Origin of the sequence: Streptomyces sp. NBC_00322 (assembly GCF_036147535.1) — a bacterium.
Classification (GTDB): Bacteria; Actinomycetota; Actinomycetes; order Streptomycetales; family Streptomycetaceae; genus Streptomyces.
Map to the genome: position 1 here is coordinate 3,981,737 of NZ_CP108019.1, position 18,950 is coordinate 4,000,686.

Consider the following 18,950-nt stretch of genomic DNA (forward strand, 5'->3'; position numbering starts at 1 on the left):
ACTTGATACGTCGCTGAGACGTAACGTAAGCGACGGAAACGGCGATTTGAGCAACTGGGTGTAGCACTGCCTGTACGAAGCGTTATTCTCCTCAGACGCATGACGGACCACCACCAGTCCCCACGACGGGTGAACGGTCCCGCACTGCACGTGATGGAAGCTCTGCCTCTGGGAGTCCCGTGTACCCACACGTCGGGGTTGACGCCTCGGGCCTGGCTACGCTGCGCGCAGCGGTCCTCGACCACTTGCGCGGCTTCGTCCCCACCGCGTACGCCGTCCCCGCATTCGCCATGCCCCGCCTTGCCGTAAGCGGCCCTGCCGCCCCTTGCTACGCCCTGGCCGACGGCCGCGCGGCGGTCGGCAGACGGGGCAGCCGGGGCGGCTCCGGCGCCTCGACCACCGCCCGCCGTCCGAGTGCCGACAGTGACAGCGCACGCATGATGGAGCTGGTCGAGCGCGCCCAGGCGGGCGAGGCCGAGGCCTTCGGCCGTCTCTACGACCAGTACAGCGACACCGTCTACCGCTATATCTACTACCGGGTCGGCGGAAAGGCGACGGCGGAGGACCTCACCAGCGAGACCTTCCTGCGCGCCCTGCGCCGTATCTCCACCTTCACCTGGCAGGGCCGGGACTTCGGCGCCTGGCTGGTCACCATCGCCCGCAACCTGGTGGCCGACCACTTCAAGTCCAGCCGCTTCCGGCTGGAGGTCACCACCGGCGAAATGCTCGACGCCAACGAGGTCGAGCGCAGCCCCGAGGACTCCGTCCTGGAGTCCCTTTCGAACGCCGCACTGCTGGAAGCCGTCCGCAAGCTCAACCCCCAGCAGCAGGAGTGCGTCACTCTGCGCTTCCTGCAGGGCCTCTCGGTCGCCGAGACGGCCAGGGTCATGGGCAAGAACGAGGGTGCGATCAAAACCCTCCAGTACCGCGCGGTGCGCACCCTTGCCCGGCTCCTTCCCGACGACGCCCGCTGACCGAACCCCAACTCACAATCGGTGACGCCTCGATGACGCACTGGTCCGATCATCTTTCGCGCGTAACCCAAGTGCCGCGACGCTCGTTGTGCGGGATGCAGGCTCCCTGTGGTCACGCCATGCCCACAGCCACTCACTCGATCGTGTGGATGTGCTCAAGGCGTGCAACCCTCCAGACCCCCAGGGGAGTCGATCGTCATGACGAGAGGAGGTGCCGCCAGTGATCGCGAACGTATCGGCGCACCGGCGGGCGAGCGCCTTCGCCCAAGGCTTGGAAGATCAGGCGGCCGGGCAGTCCGAAGAATCGGTCGAACCGACCGAGCACGGACGGCTGTTGGCTCTGGCGAACGGTCTCGGCGAGCTGCCGAAACCGGAGATGGATCCCGAGGTCAAAGTGGTGCAGCGAGCACAGCTCGTGGCCGCCATGGAAGAGATGTTCGCCTCGGCAGGTGCGTCCTCGGGCTCCGCGGTGCCCGGGCAGCGGACCGGCCGGGGCGCCCATCGCGCCTCCCCACTCCGAAAATTGCGACCGCGCTCCCGCTGGTCGAAGGGCCTCGCGGCCGGCGGCTTGACCGTCGGAGTCGCCGCGGGAGCCTTCAGCGGGGTGGCCGCAGCCAGTTCCGACGCGCTGCCCGGTGACTCGCTCTACGGGCTGAAGCGTGGCATGGAAGATTTCAAGCTCGGCCTGGCGGACGACGACTCCGACCGCGGCGAGCTCTACCTCGACCAGGCGTCCACCCGCCTGAGCGAGGCCCGGCGCCTGATGGAGCGGGGCCGCGCGGGCGCCATGGACCACGAATCGCTGGGCGAGGTCCGCCGCGCGCTCAACGGCATGCGGCGCGACGTGAGCGAGGGCCACCGCCTGCTGCACGCGGAGTACGAACGGGACGGCTCGCTCGGCCCGATGGCGACACTCAATTCGTTCGCCAGGTCCCACCGCGACACGTGGAACGGTCTGCGCGACCGGCTGCCCGCTCAGCTGGCCGACGTCGGCGACGAGGTGAACTCCGCCTTCGACGCCATAGACCAAGAGGTCGGCCCGCTGGAGTCGCTGCTCCCCCGGTCCCCGGAGAAGGGCCGCGGCTCCCAGCAGCCCGGCTCCACGCAGGACTCCGGACGCACCTCGGGCCCTGGTCGTACGTCACCGGCCTCACCCGGCGCGAGCGACAGTCGGCCGGGAGACAGCGGCAAGCTCAACCCGTCGGGCGCGACCACCACGGCGGACGAGGGCCTGCTGGGCGGCAACACGGGCGGCCTGTTCGAGCCCCCGGCGACCGGCGCGTCGCCGGCCCCGTCCGGCGACATCTCGACGATGCCGCAGCAGGATGTGACGATCCCGCCGCTGCTGCCGGGGATCCTGCCGGGTCTCGGCTTCGAGAGCGACGACGACGGCTAGCGGTACCGGCATTACGTGGCAGGGAGGGAAAGCCCTCCCTGCCACGTATGTGAGAAGAACACGCGTCAGAAGAACACGGACCGGCGCTGCACCAGCAGTTTGTACAGCGTGTGCTGGATCTGCTCCCGGACCTGGTCCGTCAGGTTGAACATCAGCATCGGATCCTCCGCCGCCTCCGGCGGGTACCCGTCCGTCGGAATCGGCTCGCCGAACTGAATCGTCCACTTCGTCGGCAGCGGCACCGCACCCAGCGGCCCCAGCCACGGAAACGTCGGCGTGATCGGGAAGTACGGGAACCCCAGCAGCCGCGCCAGGGTCTTCGCGTTGCCGAGCATCGGGTAGATCTCCTCCGCCCCGACGATCGAGCACGGCACGATCGGCGCCCCGGCCCGCAGCGCCGTCGACACGAACCCGCCGCGCCCGAACCGCTGAAGCTTGTAGCGGTCGCTGAACGGCTTGCCGATGCCCTTGAAGCCCTCCGGCATCACCCCGACGACCTCGCCGCGCTGCAGCAACCGCTCGGCGTCCTCCGCGCAGGCCAGCGTGTGCCCGGCCTTGCGGGCCAGTTCGTTGACCACGGGCAGCATGAAGACCAGGTCCGCGGCGAGCAGACGCAGATGCCGGTTCGCCGGGTGGTTGTCGTGGACGGCGACCTGCATCATCAGCCCGTCCAGCGGAAGCGTTCCGGAGTGGTTGGCCACCACCAGCGCCCCGCCGTCGGACGGGATGTTCTCGATGCCCTTCACCTCGACCCGGAAGTACTTCTCGTACAGCGGCCGGACCATCGACATCAGGACCTGGTCGGTGAGCTCCTTGTCGTAACCGAACTCGTCGACCTCGTAGTCACCGGTGATCCGCCGGCGCAGAAACGCGAGCCCGCCCGCGATACGCCGCTCCCAGCCGCCACCCGCGCCCGCAGGCTCCGGGAGCGCCCCTGGCTCCTGGCCGGGCGTCTCGGAAGCCCTCAGCGCCCCCTGCGGCCCCGGCAGAGGGCTGACCGGAACCTCGTGTACCGCCGCGGGCTCGGCCTTCCGGCGGCCCCCCGCAGGGCGTCGCCGTGCCCCACGCTGAGCGCCGGCGCGCGAACGGTCGTCGTCGAACGGAATGACCTTGGCGTCCGCCATCGTTGGCTGCGCTCCTTATTCGGCGTCGCTCTGAGTCGTCTTCGTGGCCTTCGTACGCGCACTGCCCACGCAAGGCAGTGCCGCCGCCACCTGGTCAACAGCCTTGGCCAGGGCTTCCGGCGGCAGCAGCCCCGGGCCCCGGCTGCGCGCGAAGTCCGCGAACGTCTCCGCGGTCGTGTACTTCGGGTTGAAGCCCAGTGTCTCGCGCATCTGGTCGGTGCTCACCACCCGGCCATGGGTGAGCAGCCGGATCTGCTCGGGCGAGAAGTCCGTGACACCGACCGTACGCAGCGCGGAGCCGACCCAGGTGACCGCGGGCAGCAGCACCGGCATGGTGGGCCGCCCCAGCCGCCGTGAGCACTGCGAGAGCAGCAGCACACCGTCGCCCGCGATATTGAACGTGCCGCTGTTGAGCGTCCCGCGCCGCGGTTCGTGCAGGGCGATGCGCAGCACGTCGATCACATCGTCCTCGTGGACGAACTGCAGCCGCGGGTCGTAGCCGAAGACGGTCGGCATGACGGGCAGTGAGAAGAACTCGGCGAGCGGGGAGTCCGCGCACGGCCCGAGGATGTTCGCGAAGCGCAGCACGCAGACCGCCACATCGGGCCGCCGCCTGGCGAATCCGCGTACGTACCCCTCGACCTCCACCGCGTCCTTCGCGAAGCCGCCGCTCGGCAGGGACTTGGGCGGGGTGGTCTCGGTGAAGACCGCCGGATCGCGTGGAGCGGAGCCGTACACGCTCGTACTGGACTTGATCACCAGCCGCTTGACCGTCGGCGACTTCTGGCAGGCGCCGAGCAGCTGCATGGTGCCGATGACATTGGTCTCCTTGACCGTCGTCCGGCCGCCCGCGCCCAGCGGCGTGCCGGTGACGTCCATATGGACGACCGTGTCGACGCCGTGCTCGGCCAGTACGCGCCCTATCGCGGGCTGGCGGATGTCCGCGCGGACGAAATCGGCCCCACCGAGATGGTGCTCGGGCCCCACCGCATCGACGCCGATGACCCGGTCCACCTCTGGATCCCGCTGGATACGCCGTACGAGACGGCCTCCGAGCTGCCGGGCCACTCCGGTGACGAGCACGACCTTCCCCAAGATCAGCGCCTTCCCATAGGTCCGCCTAGGTCCGCCCAGGTCCCTGGTCCGCCCAGGTCCCACTCTCACGCGTCACCGTAGCGGTTCGGTGTTGCGCTGTGATGACCACGCGACGCACTTTTGCCACCCGGCCGAAAACCACCGCGACCCTCCCACCGTGCTGGTGGGAGGGTCGCGGCGACACGAACAGCTATCGCTTACTTCTTGTTGCGACGCTGAACGCGGGTGCGCTTGAGCAGCTTGCGGTGCTTCTTCTTAGCCATCCGCTTGCGCCGCTTCTTGATAACAGAGCCCACGACTACCCTCGCTCACTTCTCTTCACTCGGTGCGGGGCGTCTGGGCCCACACGACCTACGTCGGCCTAGCCTACCCGCCCGAGCTCCGAGCCTGTAATCCGAGGGGAACCGACCGGCTCCGGCTACGCCGATTCCACCCCCACGAAGGATTCGCGGAGGTACTCGTGAACTGCTTGCTCCGGAACCCGGAAGGACCTGCCCACCCGGATCGCCGGCAGATGACCGCTGTGTACCAAGCGGTACACCGTCATCTTCGACACTCGCATTACCGAGGCGACTTCCGCCACGGTAAGAAACTTGACCTCATTGAGAGGCCTCTCGCTGCCAGCAGCCATGACCCACCTGTACCTTCCGCACACGACGCACACCGGCTTCCCCTCCGGTGACTCTTCGTCGCTGTGCGCTCACTCCCCAGACTAGGGGCGGGTGATGCGAGTGGGGAAGAGGAGCAGCCATCGGCCGCCTACTGTGACAGACACGCTCGATTGAGTACATAGCGTGTCAGCGGTCGGTAGTAATCAGACCGCACAGCGTCATCAAGCGGAACGACGACGGACACGCGGCCCTCGGCCTCGCCGACGAACAAGGCCGGATCGTCCGTATCGGCGAGGCCGATGGCCTCGATCCCCAGCTGACCTGCCCCGCAGACCCAGCCATGGTCCCCGACGACCAGCTCGGGCAGCGGCCCGCCGCCCTGCACAACACCCTCCAGGGCAGCCCGAACCGGGAGCGGCGAGTGGGTGTGTGCGCCGGTGCCACCGGCGGCGCCCTGCGCTCCGGGTTCCCGCACCAGCGCGACTCCTCGTACGTACTCAAGGTCGTACGTGCGTACGCCGAACCGGGTCGTTATGTCGACACATCGCCCCTGCGCGGGTGTGAGGACCTCGCACCCCACTGCCGACAAAGCGTCTGCCAGCGCGGCGTAGAACCCAAGCAGCCGATGCGGATGCCCGGTCCCGATCAACACGGCCCCCCGCCGGGCGGCCACGTCCCCGAGCCGCTCGGCAAAGGCCGTGAGTGCGCTCAGCGTTAGCTCGGGATCAATCACATCCGGCCCGTCGACATGCGTGGGATCGCGGGAGACCCCGCACTTGTCGGCCATCAACGCGATCAAGTCCCGCTCGCCCCAGTCCCATTCGGGATCGAGCCCGAGGGTGACGCGGGGATCCCTGGCGGCGAAGAGCCGATAGCTGCGCAGACTCTCCTCCCGCGAGGTGGCCACGGGCCCGGCCAACCGAGCGGCCAGGAGATGCGCACGCAGCGCTCCGGTACTCAACACACGGTTGATGCTGCCGCATGGGGCAGAATCCCGGGCCAAAAGGAGGAATACCACGCACAGTTGGCGTAATGACACGTGGTCGGCGCAAAATGACCGCCAGGGCTACCGCCGCCGAGCCTCGGCGCTCGGCGCGGGCCGACGCCACAGCGCGGCCGGCCGGGGCGGCGCGAAGCGGTCGGCCGACCGCACCCGCAAGCTGCCCCCGCCCCACGGCGCGCCGCGAAGCTGCTGCCCGAGAGCACCCGGCGGCGCCAGGCTGCCGCGGCCGAGGGCGCGGGCGCGTGACGGGGACTGGGGCACCCGCCACACCGGGCGCCTCGCAGCTGGTGCCCGAACTCACCGGCGGCGCGAAGCTGCTGGCGGCCGACAGCGCCGGGCGGAAGCCGTGGCCCCGCCACACCGGGCGCGGCGAAGCGGTCGCCCGGCCCCAACCCGCGGCGCGAAGCTGCCGCCCCGCCGGGGCGTGGGGGTACCCCGTACCCTCACAACTCAAGGGCGGGCGAGTGGGGAAACCCCCGGGGTCCGGGGCGGAGCCCCGGTTCGGGCAGGGGCGGGGTGGGGAAACGCCCCGCGCAGCGGCCACCCGCGCCACCCCCGGGCCCGCACCGAACGGCCCCGCTGGTGGCGCACCCCTACGCCAACAACCCCCGCAACGGAAACACCGCCCGCCGCGTCGCCCGCACCGCCTGGTCCAGCCGGTCCGCCGGGTCGTACCCCTCTTCCCACGACCGCCACTCCGGCTCGCGCCCATCCGTCATCCGGCCCGGCCCCAACTGCCGCGTCCGCGCATACACCTCATCCCGCCACGACGACGGAATCACCGACTCCGGGTCCACCGGCGCATGCCCCGCGATCCCCACCAAGTGCGTCCACGACCGCGGTACGACATCCACCACCGCGTACCCGCCGCCCCCGAGCGCGACCCACCGCCCGTCCTCGACCCACTCGTGGGCCAACGTGTGGCACGACTCCTGGACCGCCCGCTGCGCGTCCAGCGACACCGCCAGATGTGCCAGCGGATCCTCGAAGTGCGTATCCGCCCCGTGCTGCGTCACCAGCACCTGCGGCCGGAAGTCCGCCAGCAGCTCCGGCACCACCGCGTGGAACGCCCGCAGCCATCCCGCGTCCCCCGTCCCCGCCGGCAGCGCCACGTTCACGGCCGAGCCCTCACCCGGCCCCGACCCACCCGTCTCTTCCGGCCACCCGGTCCCCGGAAACAGCATCCGCGGATGCTCGTGCAGCGAGATCGTCAGCACCCGCGGGTCGTCCCAGAACGCCGCCTGCACCCCGTCCCCGTGATGCACATCGACGTCCACGTACGCGACCCGCTCCGCCCCCAGCTCCAGCAGCCGCGCGATCGCCAGGGACGCATCGTTGTACACGCAGAACCCCGCCGCCGACCCCGGCATCGCATGATGAAGCCCGCCCGCGAAGTTCACCGCGTGCGTCGCCTCCCCGCGCCACACCGCTTCCGCGGCCCCCACGGACTGCCCCGCGATCAGCGCCGACGCCTCGTGCATCCCCGCGAAGGCGGGATCGTCGACAGTCCCCAGCCCGTACGCCTGATCCGCCGCCCGCGGATCGGCCGACGCCGCCCGCACCGCCGCCACATAGTCCTCGCGGTGTACGAGCCGCAGCGTCGAGTCCCCGGCCGGTTTCGCCGCCACCACATCGACGACGCGATCCAGCCCGTACGCCCGCACCAACCCCATGGTCAGCGCAAGCCGTACCGGATCCATCGGATGGCCGTCCCCGAAGTCATACTTCGTTACCGCCTCGTCCCACATCAACAACCCGCGGCCGCTCATGCCCGCCACGGTATCCGGCTTGTTGCGCATCGAACGACCTGGCGTACCGCAGGGTCACCAGCACCAACACCATGGGCACGACCATCGCCCACCGGTAGCTCCACGCGTCCCCGAGCGCCCCCACCAACGGCGAACCGATCAGAAACCCCACGTAGTTGAATACATTCAGCCGCGCCACCGCAGCGTCACTCGCCCCCGGATCGCCGCTCTCGACAGCCCGGCGCCCCGCCGCCGCAAAGGTCTGCGGCACGATCACACACAGCCCGAGCCCCAGCATCGTGAACCCGAGAATCCCCACCCACGCTCCGGCCGCCACGGCCACCACCCCGAACCCGGCCGCCGCCAGCACGGTCCCGCAGCGGACCACAGCCACCGCCCCGAACCGCCGCACCCCCAGATCCCCGACGGCCCGCCCGAGCAGCGTCGTGACCATGTATGCGTTGTACGGAACGGTCGCCAGCTCCTCCGAGCTGCCCAGCACGTCCTGCAGATACTTCGCGCTCCAGTTGGAGACCGTCGAGTCCCCGATGTACGCGAAGGTCATCACCAGGCAGAGCGGCAGCAGCAGCGTGAACGCGACCCCCGTCCGCTTCCCCTCGCCCGCGGCCGAGACCGGTCCGCCCCGCTCCCCGTCCGCGTACCACCGGCTCCCGATCAGCGCCGCGGGCAACAGCACACCCACCACCGGCAGATACGAGACGAGCAGCGACAGATGCCAGTGCGCCCCGGCCCACGCGAGCGAGGCACCCGCGATCCCGCCCAGGCTGTACGCCGCGTGGAAGCCGAGCATGATGCTGCGCCCGTACGCCCGCTGCAGGCTTACCCCGAGCATGTTCATGGACGCATCAAGCGCACCGACCGCCAGCCCGAACACCCCGAGCGCGAACGCCACCTGCCACAGCTCATCGCCCGCGGCGACCCCGAGCAGCGCCAGCAGAACGACCGGCTGCGCCCACCGGAGCACCACACTCGGCGCGACGCGCCGCACCAGCCGCTCGGTGACGACACTCGCCACCCCGGCCAGCACCGGCACGGCCGCTAGAAAGGCGGGCAGCAGCCCGTCGGATATCCCGTAACGGTCCTGGATCGCCGGTATGCGCGTCACGAGCAGCGCGAACGCCACTCCCTGCGCGAAAAAGCTCAACGCCAAGGAGGCACGCCCGTGCCGCAACCGCGCATCTGTCATGGCCGGACAGCGTAGAGCGCTCGTCTACCCATGGGTAGATCGATCACGCAAGCAATGCGGACAGCTCCGCCATCTCCTCGAAGTACCCCTTGGCCCCCGCCAGCTTCTCGGCCGCGGTCATCGCCGTGAACCCGTACACATCCATCCCGGCCGCCCTGGCCGCCGCCACCCCGAGGCGACTGTCCTCCACGACGACGCACCGCTCCGGCGCGACCCTCATCCGCTCGGCGGCATGCAGAAACAGATCCGGCGCCGGCTTCCCCCGCCCCACATCCTGCGCGCTGAACACCGTCCCGTCCTCGAACCACCGGTCCAGCCCGGTCTTGCGGTGCCCGACCCGGATGCGCTCATGGCTCCCGGACGACGCAACGCAGTACGGCACCGAGTCCGCGACCAGCTTCTCCAGCACCTCCGTCACACCGTCGACGGCTACCAGCTCCCGCTCGAAGGCGGCAAAGACGCGAGCATGCAGGGTGTCGTCGAAATCCGCAGGCAGCGTCTGCCCGGTCCGTTCCATAACTATGTCGTGTATGCGATGCACAGCGGCCCCCATGTAGTCCCGCAGGGAGTCCTCGTACGAGGTGGGGTGCCCAAGCTCGGTCAGATACCCGGCGAGGATGGTGTTGGAGATGGGCTCGCTGTCGACGAGCACACCGTCGTTGTCGAAAATGACAAGGTCGTAGCGCATGCCCCCAGCCTAGGAGGGCCCCACGCCTGACGCACAACGCAAAAATGCCTCAACCCCCGGACAGAGTCCGGGGGTTGAGGCTAAAAATTGTTCGGCGGCGTCCTACTCTCCCACAGGGTCCCCCCTGCAGTACCATCGGCGCTGAAAGGCTTAGCTTCCGGGTTCGGAATGTAACCGGGCGTTTCCCTAACGCAATGACCACCGAAACACTGTGAAGATATCGATTCCGGAATCCCCCCTGTGACCGTGGGGGGACTCGACAGTTCGTTACTTCAGAACTGACACAGTGGACGCGAGCAACTGAGGACAAGCCCTCGGCCTATTAGTACCAGTCAGCTCCACCCCTTGCGGGGCTTCCACATCTGGCCTATCAACCCAGTCGTCTACTGGGAGCCTTAACCCCTCAAAGGGGGTGGGAGTCCTCATCTCGAAGCAGGCTTCCCGCTTAGATGCTTTCAGCGGTTATCCTTTCCGAACGTAGCCAACCAGCCATGCCCTTGGCAGGACAACTGGCACACCAGAGGTTCGTCCGTCCCGGTCCTCTCGTACTAGGGACAGCCCTTCTCAAGACTCCTACGCGCACAGCGGATAGGGACCGAACTGTCTCACGACGTTCTAAACCCAGCTCGCGTACCGCTTTAATGGGCGAACAGCCCAACCCTTGGGACCGACTCCAGCCCCAGGATGCGACGAGCCGACATCGAGGTGCCAAACCATCCCGTCGATATGGACTCTTGGGGAAGATCAGCCTGTTATCCCCGGGGTACCTTTTATCCGTTGAGCGACGGCGCTTCCACAAGCCACCGCCGGATCACTAGTCCCGACTTTCGTCCCTGCTCGACCCGTCGGTCTCACAGTCAAGCTCCCTTGTGCACTTACACTCAACACCTGATTGCCAACCAGGCTGAGGGAACCTTTGGGCGCCTCCGTTACCCTTTGGGAGGCAACCGCCCCAGTTAAACTACCCATCAGACACTGTCCCTGATCCGGATCACGGACCCAGGTTAGACATCCAGCACGACCAGAGTGGTATTTCAACGACGACTCCACCTGAACTGGCGTCCAAGCTTCACAGTCTCCCACCTATCCTACACAAGCCGAACCGAACACCAATATCAAACTGTAGTAAAGGTCCCGGGGTCTTTCCGTCCTGCTGCGCGAAACGAGCATCTTTACTCGTAGTGCAATTTCACCGGGCCTATGGTTGAGACAGTCGAGAAGTCGTTACGCCATTCGTGCAGGTCGGAACTTACCCGACAAGGAATTTCGCTACCTTAGGATGGTTATAGTTACCACCGCCGTTTACTGGCGCTTAAGTTCTCAGCTTCGCCACACCGAAATGTGACTAACCGGTCCCCTTAACGTTCCAGCACCGGGCAGGCGTCAGTCCGTATACATCGCCTTACGGCTTCGCACGGACCTGTGTTTTTAGTAAACAGTCGCTTCTCGCTGGTCTCTGCGGCCACCCCCAGCTCACTGTGCAAGACAGATCACCAGTGATGGCCCCCCTTCTCCCGAAGTTACGGGGGCATTTTGCCGAGTTCCTTAACCATAGTTCACCCGAACGCCTCGGTATTCTCTACCTGACCACCTGAGTCGGTTTAGGGTACGGGCCGCCATGAAACTCGCTAGAGGCTTTTCTCGACAGCATAGGATCATCCACTTCACCACAATCGGCTCGGCATCAGGTCTCAGCCTCAATGTGTGACGGATTTGCCTATCACACGGCCTACACCCTTACCCCGGGACAACCACCGCCCGGGCTGGACTACCTTCCTGCGTCACCCCATCGCTTACCTACTACCACCTCGGTTCGGCGGCTCCACCACTCCCCTTTGCCCGAAGGCTCCGGGGCGGCTTCACGGCCTTAGCATTAATGGGCTCGATACTGGGCGTTTCAAAGCGGGTACCGGAATATCAACCGGTTGTCCATCGACTACGCCTGTCGGCCTCGCCTTAGGTCCCGACTTACCCTGGGCAGATCAGCTTGACCCAGGAACCCTTAGTCAATCGGCGCACACGTTTCTCACGTGTGTATCGCTACTCATGCCTGCATTCTCACTCGTGAACCGTCCACCACTCGCTTACGCGGCGGCTTCACCCGGCACACGACGCTCCCCTACCCATCCGTACTCCCGTTGGGGATATATGTACGAATGACACGACTTCGGCGGTACGCTTGAGCCCCGCTACATTGTCGGCGCGGAATCACTTGACCAGTGAGCTATTACGCACTCTTTCAAGGGTGGCTGCTTCTAAGCCAACCTCCTGGTTGTCTCTGCGACTCCACATCCTTTCCCACTTAGCGTACGCTTAGGGGCCTTAGTCGATGCTCTGGGCTGTTTCCCTCTCGACCATGGAGCTTATCCCCCACAGTCTCACTGCCGCGCTCTCACTTACCGGCATTCGGAGTTTGGCTAAGGTCAGTAACCCGGTAGGGCCCATCGCCTATCCAGTGCTCTACCTCCGGCAAGAAACACACGACGCTGCACCTAAATGCATTTCGGGGAGAACCAGCTATCACGGAGTTTGATTGGCCTTTCACCCCTAACCACAGGTCATCCCCCAGGTTTTCAACCCTGGTGGGTTCGGTCCTCCACGAAGTCTTACCTCCGCTTCAACCTGCCCATGGCTAGATCACTCCGCTTCGGGTCTTGAGCGCGCTACTAAACCGCCCTGTTCGGACTCGCTTTCGCTACGGCTTCCCCACACGGGTTAACCTCGCAACACACCGCAAACTCGCAGGCTCATTCTTCAAAAGGCACGCAGTCACGACTGTTGCTCCGAAGAACAACAGCGACGCTCCCACGGCTTGTAGGCACACGGTTTCAGGTACTATTTCACTCCGCTCCCGCGGTACTTTTCACCATTCCCTCACGGTACTATCCGCTATCGGTCACCAGGGAATATTTAGGCTTAACGGGTGGTCCCGCCAGATTCACACGGGATTTCTCGGGCCCCGTGCTACTTGGGTGTCTCTTAAACGAGCCGCTGATGTTTCAGCTACGGGGGTCTTACCCTCTACGCCGGACCTTTCGCATGTCCTTCGCCTACATCAACGGTTTCTGACTCGTCTCATCGCCGGCAGACGATGACAAAGAGATCCCACAACCCCGTATGCGCAACCCCTGCCGGGTATCACACGCATACGGTTTGGCCTCATCCGGTTTCGCTCGCCACTACTCCCGGAATCACGGTTGTTTTCTCTTCCTGAGGGTACTGAGATGTTTCACTTCCCCTCGTTCCCTCCACACTGCCTATGTGTTCAGCAGCGGGTGACAGCCCATGACGACTGCCGGGTTTCCCCATTCGGAAACCCCCGGATCAAAGCCTGGTTGACGGCTCCCCGGGGACTATCGTGGCCTCCCACGTCCTTCATCGGTTCCTGGTGCCAAGGCATCCACCGTGCGCCCTTAAAAACTTGGCCACAGATGCTCGCGTCCACTGTGCAGTTCTCAAGCAACGACCAGCCACCCACCACCCCGTCGACAAGCAACGAGTTCACTGGGGCCGGCATCGCGAAGGTCCAGACGTTTCAGTCCGTACCCTCAGACACCCAACAGCGCGCCCGGCACGACCAGTCAAGAAGTCACGTTCCACGCCGAAGCAGTACTAGTGATCCCAACTCATCGTGCCGAATAGTCAACGTTCCACCCATGAGCAACCAGCATCGGACGTACGCCGATGTACTGGCCTCTGACCAGACCGGGGTCTGGTGAGAAGTGCTCCTTAGAAAGGAGGTGATCCAGCCGCACCTTCCGGTACGGCTACCTTGTTACGACTTCGTCCCAATCGCCAGTCCCACCTTCGACAGCTCCCTCCCACAAGGGGTTGGGCCACCGGCTTCGGGTGTTACCGACTTTCGTGACGTGACGGGCGGTGTGTACAAGGCCCGGGAACGTATTCACCGCAGCAATGCTGATCTGCGATTACTAGCAACTCCGACTTCATGGGGTCGAGTTGCAGACCCCAATCCGAACTGAGACCGGCTTTTTGAGATTCGCTCCGCCTCGCGGCATCGCAGCTCTTTGTACCGGCCATTGTAGCACGTGTGCAGCCCAAGACATAAGGGGCATGATGACTTGACGTCGTCCCCACCTTCCTCCGAGTTGACCCCGGCAGTCTCCTGTGAGTCCCCATCACCCCGAAGGGCATGCTGGCAACACAGAACAAGGGTTGCGCTCGTTGCGGGACTTAACCCAACATCTCACGACACGAGCTGACGACAGCCATGCACCACCTGTATACCGACCACAAGGGGGGCACCATCTCTGATGCTTTCCGGTATATGTCAAGCCTTGGTAAGGTTCTTCGCGTTGCGTCGAATTAAGCCACATGCTCCGCTGCTTGTGCGGGCCCCCGTCAATTCCTTTGAGTTTTAGCCTTGCGGCCGTACTCCCCAGGCGGGGAACTTAATGCGTTAGCTGCGGCACCGACGACGTGGAATGTCGCCAACACCTAGTTCCCAACGTTTACGGCGTGGACTACCAGGGTATCTAATCCTGTTCGCTCCCCACGCTTTCGCTCCTCAGCGTCAGTAATGGCCCAGAGATCCGCCTTCGCCACCGGTGTTCCTCCTGATATCTGCGCATTTCACCGCTACACCAGGAATTCCGATCTCCCCTACCACACTCTAGCTAGCCCGTATCGAATGCAGACCCGGGGTTAAGCCCCGGGCTTTCACATCCGACGTGACAAGCCGCCTACGAGCTCTTTACGCCCAATAATTCCGGACAACGCTTGCGCCCTACGTATTACCGCGGCTGCTGGCACGTAGTTAGCCGGCGCTTCTTCTGCAGGTACCGTCACTTGCGCTTCTTCCCTGCTGAAAGAGGTTTACAACCCGAAGGCCGTCATCCCTCACGCGGCGTCGCTGCATCAGGCTTTCGCCCATTGTGCAATATTCCCCACTGCTGCCTCCCGTAGGAGTCTGGGCCGTGTCTCAGTCCCAGTGTGGCCGGTCGCCCTCTCAGGCCGGCTACCCGTCGTCGCCTTGGTAGGCCATCACCCCACCAACAAGCTGATAGGCCGCGGGCTCATCCTTCACCGCCGGAGCTTTCAACCCCCCAAGATGCCTCGGGAGGTGGTATCCGGTATTAGACCCCGTTTCCAGGGCTTGTCCCAGAGTGAAGGGCAGATTGCCCACGTGTTACTCACCCGTTCGCCACTAATCCACCCCGAAGGGCTTCATCGTTCGACTTGCATGTGTTAAGCACGCCGCCAGCGTTCGTCCTGAGCCAGGATCAAACTCTCCATGAATGTTTACCCGTAATCGGGTCGAACACCACAAGAGCGGGACGACCGGTCGGAATAAGACCGATCGTCCACAGCGTCCTCGCTGTGTCATTGCCTGCCCGCCACAAAGGACCGACAGGACTTTCAAAGGAACCTCAACCCACCGAAATGGGCCGGGGTTGTCAATCTGGCGTTGACTTTTGGCACGCTGTTGAGTTCTCAAGGAACGGACGCTTCCTTCGTACTCACCCTCACGGGCTTTCCTCCGGGCGCTTCCCTTCGGTCTTGCGTTTCCGACTCTATCAGACTCTTTCGTGTCCGATTCCCCGTCGGCGGGGCTCGCTTTCCGGCCTTTCGGCTTTCCGGCGATTCCGACTCTATCAGATCCTTTCGGGCCTGATTCCCGGTCGAACTCGGGTTGTCATTCCGGCCGTTGAGCCGTTCCGACGAGTGAGACTTTAGCGGAATCCTTGCCCCCGACGCTAATCGGGGTGACGTCCGTTCGAACGCCGATTCCTCATTTCGCAAAAGCGCACGGAAAGCCGAGCGACGGAGAGTCGCTTGCTGTAGTGGATCTTGCGGAATGGTTGCCCCGGGACCGGCCGAAGTCGGTGCTCACGCCGGACAACTCGGAGAACAGTACGGATGGGGGAATCCGCTGTCAACCTGGTGCCTGCCAGCGTACTCTCGTTCGCATGACTATGCGTACGTGCCTCCTTCAGTGGTGGGCCGCCTGACGGCGGCCGGCGCTTACGCACGCACTCAACGGCCGCCGCTTCGGCGGCCGTTCGTGTTTCTCCCTCCGGGAGTCCGGCCGCTGGTGGCGGCGGCTCCGACAGAGACGGAGAGCGGGATGACGCGGATCTTCAGCGGGATCAAGCCCACAGGGCATCTGACGCTGGGCAACTACCTCGGGGCGTTGCGCCGGTGGGTCGACGTCGATCAGCACCAGGCGGACGCGCTGTTCAGCGTGGTCGATCTGCATGCGCTGACCGTGGAGCACGATCCTGCGCGGGTGCGCAGACTGAGTCGGCAGGCTGCCACGCTGATGCTGGCGGCCGGGCTGGATCCGGAGCTGTGCACCGTATTCGTACAGAGTCATGTGGACGAACACGCACGGCTGTCGTATCTCCTGGAGTGCACGGCCACGGACGGCGAGCTGCGCCGCATGATCCAGTACAAGGAGAAGGCCGCGCGGGCGCAGGCGGCCGGGCAGAGTGTGCGGCTGTCGCTGCTGACGTATCCGGTGCTGATGGCGGCGGACATCCTGGCCTATGGGACCGATGAGGTGCCTGTGGGGGACGACCAGACCCAGCATGTGGAGCTGACCCGCGATCTGGCGGTGCGGTTCAACCAGCGGTACGGGCACACGTTCACCGTGCCGAAGGCGACGCATCCGCCCGTGGCCGCGCGGGTCATGGATCTGCAGGACCCGACGTCGAAGATGGGGAAGTCGCACGAGGCCGGGGCGGGGATCGTCTATCTGCTCGACGAGGCCGACGTCGTCCGCAAGAAGATCATGCGGGCGGTGACGGACAGCGGACGCGAGGTCGAGTACGACCGAGCGGCCAGGCCCGGTGTCACGAATCTGCTCGAAGTGCTGGCGGCCTGTGAGGGTGGGGACCCCATCGAGCTGGCCGGTGCATATGAGTCGTACGGCGCCTTGAAGAAGGACACGGCCGAGGCGGTGGTGGAGCTGCTGCGACCGGTCAGGGAGCGGCATGCCGAGCTGGCGGCGGATCCGGGACATGTCGACGACGTGCTGAGGAAGGGAGCAGAGCGGGCCAGGGGGATGGCCAGGCCGAGGGTGGACGCCGCCTATCGGGCGATCGGGCTGCTGCCCGCTTAGCGGGGTAGCGGGAGGACGGTTCGCCGCCACCGCCGTGGCGCCACGGCGGTGGGCCCGGCGGCCGCGCCTGCGGCCGCCGATCTCTCAGCCGTTGCCGGAGGCGAGCTCGCGGCTGCGGTCGCGGGCCGCTTCGAGGGCGGCGATCAGGGCGGCGCGTACACCGTGGTTCTCGAGTTCACGGATGGCGCTGATGGTGGTGCCGGCGGGGGAAGTGACGGCTTCACGGAGCTTGACGGGGTGTTCGCCGCTGTCGCGGAGCATGACGGCGGCGCCGATGGCGGCCTGGACGATCAAGTCGTGCGCCTGGGCGCGCGGGAGGCCGAGGAGGATGCCCGCGTCGGTCATGGCTTCGACAAGGAAGTAGAAGTACGCCGGACCCGAGCCGGACAGGGCGGTGGCCGCGTCCTGCTGGGACTCGGGGACGCGGAGGGTCTTGCCGACGCCGCCGAAGATCTCCTCGGCGTGGGCGAGGTGATCGGCGGTGGCATGGCTGCCGGCCGAGATCACGGACATGCCCTCGTCGACCAGTACGGGGGTGTTGGGCATGACGCGGACGACGGGGGTGCCTGCGGTCAGGCGCTCCTCGATGAAGGAGGTGGGGATACCGGCCGCGGCGCTGATGACGAGACGGTCCGCGGCGATGTGCGGGCTGAGTTCGTCGAGGAGCTTGCCCATGTCCTGGGGCTTGACGGCCAGGATGAGGGTGTCGGCTCGCTTGGCGGCCTCGGCGTTGGTGACGGGCTCGACGCCGTAGCGGGTGCGGAGCTCGTCGGCCCGGTCGGCCCGGCGGGTGGTGACCAGCAGGTCGGCGGGGCGCCAGCCGGCACGGATCATGCCGCTGAGGAGGGCCTCGCCGATCTTGCCCGTACCGAGAACTGCGACTGTCTGGGTCATGGCTCTGTTCACCTCGCCGGTGGGGATACGTGCGGCCATCCTCGCACCGGGGGCGTGACGGTGCCGTGACGTCCGAGGGGCGGGATCACAGGGCGCTGCGGGAGCGCCATTGGGACCAGGAGAGATTCCAGTCGCCGTAGCCGTTGCCCGCGGCGAGGGTCTCCTTGGAGTTGGTCACACGGATGACGTCGCCCGGGATGATCTGCTCGTAGAAGCGGCGGGCGGTGCCGTCGGATGCAAGGCCGATGCAGCCGTGGCTGACGTTGGTGCGGCCCGCGAAGGTGTTGGCCCGGTCGTTCTCGTGGAGGTAGGTGCCGGAGGTGGTGAGGTGGACGGCGTAGCCGTACCAGCCCTGGTAGGAGTCGGCGATGTCGACGGTGCGGGAGTCCATATAGACGCGGCGCTGCTTGTCCGAGACGACCATCGTGCCGTTCCAGGTGTCGTAGCCGGGAGCGCCGGCGGTGATCGGGATGGTCCGGGTGGCCTCGCCGTCCTCGGCCACGGTCATCTTGTGGCTGCGGACGTCGACCGTCGCGACGAGTGAGCGGGCGATGGTGAAGGCGCGTGCGATGGAGGGGGCCGTGAGGCTGACCTTGGTGCCCGGCTTCCAGTAGGTCGCGGGGCGGAAGTCGACGCGCTGGCCGTCGTGGAGGTTGCGGTCCTTGATCCAGGCCCAGGCGCCGGTGACTGAGGGGTTGGCGGTGACTTTCAGCCGGAGCTCCACGTCGGCACGCTCCGACTCGGGTATCGGGCGCTTGAAGGTGACCGAGATCGGCATGCCGACGCCGACCCGCTCGCCTTCGGTGATGTTGACGGAGGCGTCGGACAGGTGGGCGAGGGTGGCGGCGGTCGGCGGGGTGGCCGTGGGCCGGGATGCCGAAGGGGGCGTGGTTGACCTGTTGTCGGCCGGTCGCGCCGATGCCGCGGCGGCATCCGATGTGACGCTCGCTCCCGAGCAGCCGGTGAGCGACAGTGCGCAGATCAGGCCGAGTACGGCGGCGCCGATGTGTCCTCGCATGGTTCCTCCCCCTGGGTCAGCTGATGGGTCAGCTGTGCTGGTTCGGCTTCTGTACGCATGGGGAGAGGGGGAGGTTGCAGGAGCGGCGCGGAAAGTTCCGGGGGAACC

The 18,950-nt window shown here is 66.1% G+C and carries 13 protein-coding genes and 3 rRNA genes; 3 read left to right on the plus strand and 13 right to left on the minus strand.

Annotated elements, in window-relative coordinates:
* The first annotated feature begins 179 nt into the window (after nucleotides 1–179).
* A complete protein-coding gene (locus OG905_RS17955; RefSeq protein ID WP_324979391.1) occupies nucleotides 180–974 on the plus strand; it encodes an ECF subfamily RNA polymerase sigma factor, BldN family in 795 nt (264 codons plus the stop codon).
* A 220-nt stretch (nucleotides 975–1,194) separates the two neighbouring features.
* On the plus strand, nucleotides 1,195–2,370 hold the full coding sequence (locus OG905_RS17960) for a DUF5667 domain-containing protein (RefSeq protein WP_328671834.1): 1,176 nt from the start codon (nucleotides 1,195–1,197) through the stop codon (nucleotides 2,368–2,370).
* A gap of 65 nt (nucleotides 2,371–2,435) precedes the next feature.
* Here OG905_RS17960 and OG905_RS17965 read toward each other — a convergent pair whose 3' ends face one another.
* The 11 genes from OG905_RS17965 to OG905_RS18015 form a co-directional block, all read right to left on the minus strand.
* Nucleotides 2,436–3,494 carry a lysophospholipid acyltransferase family protein gene (locus OG905_RS17965; protein ID WP_328671836.1) on the minus strand — a complete coding sequence of 353 codons (1,059 nt, stop codon included), beginning with the start codon at nucleotides 3,492–3,494 and terminating at the stop codon, nucleotides 2,436–2,438.
* A gap of 15 nt (nucleotides 3,495–3,509) precedes the next feature.
* Nucleotides 3,510–4,589 carry an NAD-dependent epimerase/dehydratase family protein gene (locus OG905_RS17970; protein ID WP_328671838.1) on the minus strand — a complete coding sequence of 360 codons (1,080 nt, stop codon included), beginning with the start codon at nucleotides 4,587–4,589 and terminating at the stop codon, nucleotides 3,510–3,512.
* 197 nt (nucleotides 4,590–4,786) lie between these two features.
* Nucleotides 4,787–4,885, minus strand: coding sequence for a 30S ribosomal protein bS22 (locus OG905_RS17975; RefSeq protein WP_003948845.1), 99 nt, complete (start codon nucleotides 4,883–4,885; stop codon nucleotides 4,787–4,789).
* Nucleotides 4,886–5,007: 122 nt separating this feature from the next.
* The gene (locus OG905_RS17980) at nucleotides 5,008–5,220 is read right to left on the minus strand and encodes a helix-turn-helix domain-containing protein (protein ID WP_014046653.1); all 213 of its coding nucleotides are present in this window, start codon (nucleotides 5,218–5,220) and stop codon (nucleotides 5,008–5,010) included.
* Between the two features lie 128 nt (nucleotides 5,221–5,348).
* On the minus strand, nucleotides 5,349–6,164 hold the full coding sequence (locus OG905_RS17985; protein ID WP_328672864.1) for a phosphatase: 816 nt from the start codon (nucleotides 6,162–6,164) through the stop codon (nucleotides 5,349–5,351).
* A 632-nt stretch (nucleotides 6,165–6,796) separates the two neighbouring features.
* Nucleotides 6,797–7,972 carry an acetoin utilization protein AcuC gene (locus OG905_RS17990; protein ID WP_328672866.1) on the minus strand — a complete coding sequence of 392 codons (1,176 nt, stop codon included), beginning with the start codon at nucleotides 7,970–7,972 and terminating at the stop codon, nucleotides 6,797–6,799.
* Nucleotides 7,923–9,158: an MFS transporter gene (locus OG905_RS17995; protein ID WP_328672868.1), complete on the minus strand. Its 1,236-nt coding sequence runs from the start codon at nucleotides 9,156–9,158 to the stop codon at nucleotides 7,923–7,925. Before OG905_RS17995 ends, OG905_RS17990 begins: the two co-directional genes overlap by 50 nt.
* A 43-nt stretch (nucleotides 9,159–9,201) precedes the next feature.
* The gene (locus tag OG905_RS18000; RefSeq protein ID WP_328672871.1) at nucleotides 9,202–9,846 is read right to left on the minus strand and encodes an HAD family hydrolase; all 645 of its coding nucleotides are present in this window, start codon (nucleotides 9,844–9,846) and stop codon (nucleotides 9,202–9,204) included.
* A gap of 89 nt (nucleotides 9,847–9,935) precedes the next feature.
* A 5S ribosomal RNA gene (rrf, locus tag OG905_RS18005) occupies nucleotides 9,936–10,052 on the minus strand.
* A gap of 96 nt (nucleotides 10,053–10,148) precedes the next feature.
* A 23S ribosomal RNA gene (locus OG905_RS18010) occupies nucleotides 10,149–13,273 on the minus strand.
* Between the two features lie 306 nt (nucleotides 13,274–13,579).
* Nucleotides 13,580–15,105 (minus strand): 16S ribosomal RNA (locus tag OG905_RS18015).
* Together the 16S, 23S and 5S rRNA genes form the textbook arrangement of a ribosomal RNA operon.
* Before the next feature lie 829 nt (nucleotides 15,106–15,934).
* Here OG905_RS18015 and trpS point away from each other — a divergent pair.
* Complete coding sequence (gene trpS / locus OG905_RS18020; protein WP_328672873.1) at nucleotides 15,935–16,930, plus strand: tryptophan--tRNA ligase; 996 nt, start codon at nucleotides 15,935–15,937, stop codon at nucleotides 16,928–16,930.
* 84 nt (nucleotides 16,931–17,014) lie between these two features.
* Here trpS and proC read toward each other — a convergent pair whose 3' ends face one another.
* A complete protein-coding gene (proC, locus tag OG905_RS18025) occupies nucleotides 17,015–17,824 on the minus strand; it encodes a pyrroline-5-carboxylate reductase (protein WP_328672875.1) in 810 nt (269 codons plus the stop codon).
* A gap of 85 nt (nucleotides 17,825–17,909) precedes the next feature.
* Nucleotides 17,910–18,842, minus strand: a complete 933-nt coding sequence (locus tag OG905_RS18030; RefSeq protein WP_328672877.1) for a L,D-transpeptidase — start codon at nucleotides 18,840–18,842, stop codon at nucleotides 17,910–17,912.
* Nucleotides 18,843–18,950: the final 108 nt, after the last annotated feature.

What these genes read in the sequence shown, in the direction of transcription:
- OG905_RS17965 (WP_328671836.1), bottom strand. Translation starts at nt 3,494, where the DNA reads ATGGCGGACGCCAAGGTCATTCCGTTCGACGACGACCGTTCGCGCGCC.
- OG905_RS17980 (WP_014046653.1), bottom strand. Translation starts at nt 5,220, where the DNA reads ATGGCTGCTGGCAGCGAGAGGCCTCTCAATGAGGTCAAGTTTCTTACC.
- OG905_RS17990 (WP_328672866.1), bottom strand. Translation starts at nt 7,972, where the DNA reads ATGAGCGGCCGCGGGTTGTTGATGTGGGACGAGGCGGTAACGAAGTAT.
- OG905_RS17995 (WP_328672868.1), bottom strand. Translation starts at nt 9,158, where the DNA reads ATGACAGATGCGCGGTTGCGGCACGGGCGTGCCTCCTTGGCGTTGAGC.
- OG905_RS18000 (WP_328672871.1), bottom strand. Translation starts at nt 9,846, where the DNA reads ATGCGCTACGACCTTGTCATTTTCGACAACGACGGTGTGCTCGTCGAC.
- trpS (WP_328672873.1), top strand. Translation starts at nt 15,935, where the DNA reads ATGACGCGGATCTTCAGCGGGATCAAGCCCACAGGGCATCTGACGCTG.
- proC (WP_328672875.1), bottom strand. Translation starts at nt 17,824, where the DNA reads ATGACCCAGACAGTCGCAGTTCTCGGTACGGGCAAGATCGGCGAGGCC.
- OG905_RS18030 (WP_328672877.1), bottom strand. Translation starts at nt 18,842, where the DNA reads ATGCGAGGACACATCGGCGCCGCCGTACTCGGCCTGATCTGCGCACTG.